Consider the following 2,835-nt stretch of genomic DNA (forward strand, 5'->3'; position numbering starts at 1 on the left):
CAGAGGAAGGAGCGGGTTTAGAAAGTATGGACGTAATCCAAGCTGTACGAACATTAATAGCACAGGGCGTAAGTAAAAAAGACGCCATCCGTGAGGTGGCGTCTCAAAAAGGTTTACCTAAACGTCAGGTGTATCAAGCTGTTATTGAAACTGATTGGTTATAAGGAGAATTTATACAGCCCGTTGGCTCATGGCATCCAGGCAGTCTTTGCAGACATTTTTGCCTTTAAAGTTGGTTACATCAGCGGCATTACCACAGAATACACAGGCTGGTTCATATTTCCGAAGGATGATACGGTCGCTGTCAACATAAATTTCCAGCGCATCTTTTTCTTCGATATCAAGAGTGCGGCGCAATTCGATAGGAATAACCACCCTACCCAGCTCGTCCACTTTGCGTACAATTCCAGTTGATTTCATTTTGCATTCTCCCTTCAAAATACAATAGTTACTTTGGAAAAAATTGTTAATTAATTACATTGAGGATTAATCAACAAGATTCGACAAAACCCGCTCAACTAAATAATACCAAAAATTACAAAGCATGTCAACCCATTTTTTTACAAATCGCAATTTTTTTTAAAATTTATTGCGTTTACTTAGTATATAATTGCAATCCTTGTCATATAATACTACTTTTTGTCGAAAAAGACAACTATTGACAATTAATTTAATAATGTCTATAATTGGTAAAATATAAATATGCGCGTTTTCTGAAGGAGGACATTATGTCGAAAAAACCTTTTTACATTACCACTCCCATTTATTATCCTAGTGATCGACTCCATATTGGTCATGCTTACTGTACAACGGTTGCGGATGCTATTGCCCGTTATAAACGGTTGGCTGGTTTCGATGTATTCTTTCTGACAGGTTCTGATGAACACGGTCAGAAAATTCAACGGAAAGCTGAGGAAAACAATACTACACCTCAAGCATATGTTGACAACATTGTAGCTTCTTTTAAACATTTATGGGCAAAGCTCAATATTTCTAATGACGACTTTATTCGCACCACCGAACGTCGTCACCACGAATTGGTACAGGCTATTTTCCAAAAAATATATGATCAAGGCGATATTTACAAGGCCGAATATGAAGGTTGGTATTGTACACCTTGTGAGACTTTTTGGATGGAACGTCAATTAAATGATGGTAAATGCCCTGACTGCGGGCGGGCTGTTGAAATTGTGAAAGAGGAAAGTTACTTTTTCCGGTTGGCGAAATATCAGGATCGATTGCTGAAATATATTGAAGAAAATCCGGATTTTATTCAGCCGACTTCCCGACGCAATGAAATGATTAACTTTATTAAAGGCGGTTTGGAAGATCTGTGTGTTTCCCGTACCACTTTTGACTGGGGGATTCCTGTTCCTTTTGATACCAAACACGTTGTATATGTTTGGTTTGATGCTTTGACAAATTACTTAACTGCTGCCGGTTATCTTAATGATCGGAAAAAGTTTGAAAAATACTGGCCTGCGGATATTCATCTGGTAGGGAAAGAAATCGTCCGTTTTCATACTATTATTTGGCCAATTATTCTTATGGCACTGGATGTTCCCCTGCCGAAAATGGTGTACGGTCACGGCTGGCTGGTAGTAGAAGGCGACAAAATGTCCAAATCTAAGGGCAATGTCATTGATCCAATTGCTTTGATTGATGAATTTGGTGCCGATGCCATTCGTTATTTCCTCTTGCGGGAAATTACATTGGGACTAGACGGCAATTTTTCGCGAGATGCGCTAATCAACCGTATTAATGCCGATTTAGCTAACGATCTGGGCAACCTCCTGCACCGCACTCTGAGTATGATTGGTCGGTTTAATAGTGGTGTGATCGAGGCGCCGCAAGAAACTGAGACAATTGATCAGGAACTGATTACGTTGGCTCGGGACACGGCTGCTCAATATGAAAAATATATGGAACGCCAAGATATTAATGGTGCGCTTAAGGACGTATGGTCGCTTATTGGACGTACCAACAAATACATTGATGAAACTGGTCCGTGGGCTTTAGCCAAAGACCCGGCCAAAAAAGGACGCCTTAATACTGTTCTCTACAATCTGGCTGAAGTACTTAGGATTGTTGCTATTTTAATTTCGCCTTTTATGCCGCTTACTGGACCAAAAATCTGGCAGCAGCTTGGACTGAAAGATAATTTTGCCAGTGTAACATTAGAAGATGCCCAGGCCTGGGGTCGTCTGCCAGTGGGGACTGTAGTTGCCAAGCCTGAACCTATATTTCCACGGATTGAAGAACAACCAGCCGTTCAAGCTGAGGTCAAGCCTGCCGAGAAGGCAGCTACGCCTGCGCCGCAAGAAGCTGCGGCCGCGCCGAGCATGCCGGAAATTACGATTGATGAATTTGCAAAAGTGGACTTACGGGTGGCCAAAGTAATAGCTGCCGAGAAAGTGAAAAAAGCCGATAAATTATTGCAGTTAACAGTAGACCTGGGGACCGAACAGCGTACCATTATTTCCGGTATTGCCAAACATTATGAACCAGAGCAGTTGGTAGGACAACATGTTGTGATGGTAGTTAACCTAAAACCTGCTAAAATTCGGGGGATTGAATCTCGTGGTATGGTGCTGGCTGCGTCGTGTGACGACAGACTGCAGCTTGTCACTGCCGATATGCCACCAGGTAGCAAGGTGAAATAAGATGTTATTTGACTCACATGCCCATCTTGATGATAAACGGTTTGACGGTGAGCGGGAGCAAGTCATTATGCGGGCGGCGGAGGCCGGTCTTGTCGGTATTCTGAACGCTGGTGCCTGTATGGAGTCTTCGGCCCGCTCCATAACACTTGCTAAAGAGCATGCGCTTATCTAT

General features: G+C 42.5%; 3 protein-coding genes and 1 pseudogene. 3 read left to right on the forward strand and 1 reads right to left on the reverse strand.

The window, feature by feature from the left end; genetic code table 11:
- Nucleotides 1–26 precede the first annotated feature (26 nt).
- Nucleotides 27–164, forward strand: a complete 138-nt coding sequence (locus AC29Z1_RS01015; RefSeq protein ID WP_488269618.1) for a hypothetical protein — start codon at nt 27–29, stop codon at nt 162–164.
- A 7-nt stretch (nt 165–171) separates the two neighbouring features.
- On the opposite strand, the gene AC29Z1_RS01020 is transcribed toward AC29Z1_RS01015, so the two are convergent.
- On the reverse strand, nt 172–420 hold the full coding sequence (locus AC29Z1_RS01020) for an AbrB/MazE/SpoVT family DNA-binding domain-containing protein (protein WP_488269595.1): 249 nt from the start codon (nt 418–420) through the stop codon (nt 172–174).
- Nucleotides 421–728: 308 nt separating this feature from the next.
- On the opposite strand from AC29Z1_RS01020, the gene metG reads away from it, so the two are divergent.
- Both metG and AC29Z1_RS01030 read left to right on the forward strand, forming a co-directional pair.
- Nucleotides 729–2,663: a methionine--tRNA ligase gene (gene metG / locus AC29Z1_RS01025; RefSeq protein WP_488269596.1), complete on the forward strand. Its 1,935-nt coding sequence runs from the start codon at nt 729–731 to the stop codon at nt 2,661–2,663.
- Nucleotides 2,664–2,730: 67 nt separating this feature from the next.
- Nucleotides 2,731–2,835 (forward strand): annotated as a pseudogene (locus AC29Z1_RS01030) (hydrolase TatD); the annotation flags it as partial.

Source organism: Sporomusa sp. (assembly GCF_057736855.1).

Bases quoted from the DNA above. Each gene is read 5' to 3' on its own strand.
- AC29Z1_RS01015 (WP_488269618.1), top strand. From the start codon at position 27: ATGGACGTAATCCAAGCTGTACGAACATTAATAGCACAGGGCGTAAGT.
- AC29Z1_RS01020 (WP_488269595.1), bottom strand. From the start codon at position 420: ATGAAATCAACTGGAATTGTACGCAAAGTGGACGAGCTGGGTAGGGTG.
- metG (WP_488269596.1), top strand. From the start codon at position 729: ATGTCGAAAAAACCTTTTTACATTACCACTCCCATTTATTATCCTAGT.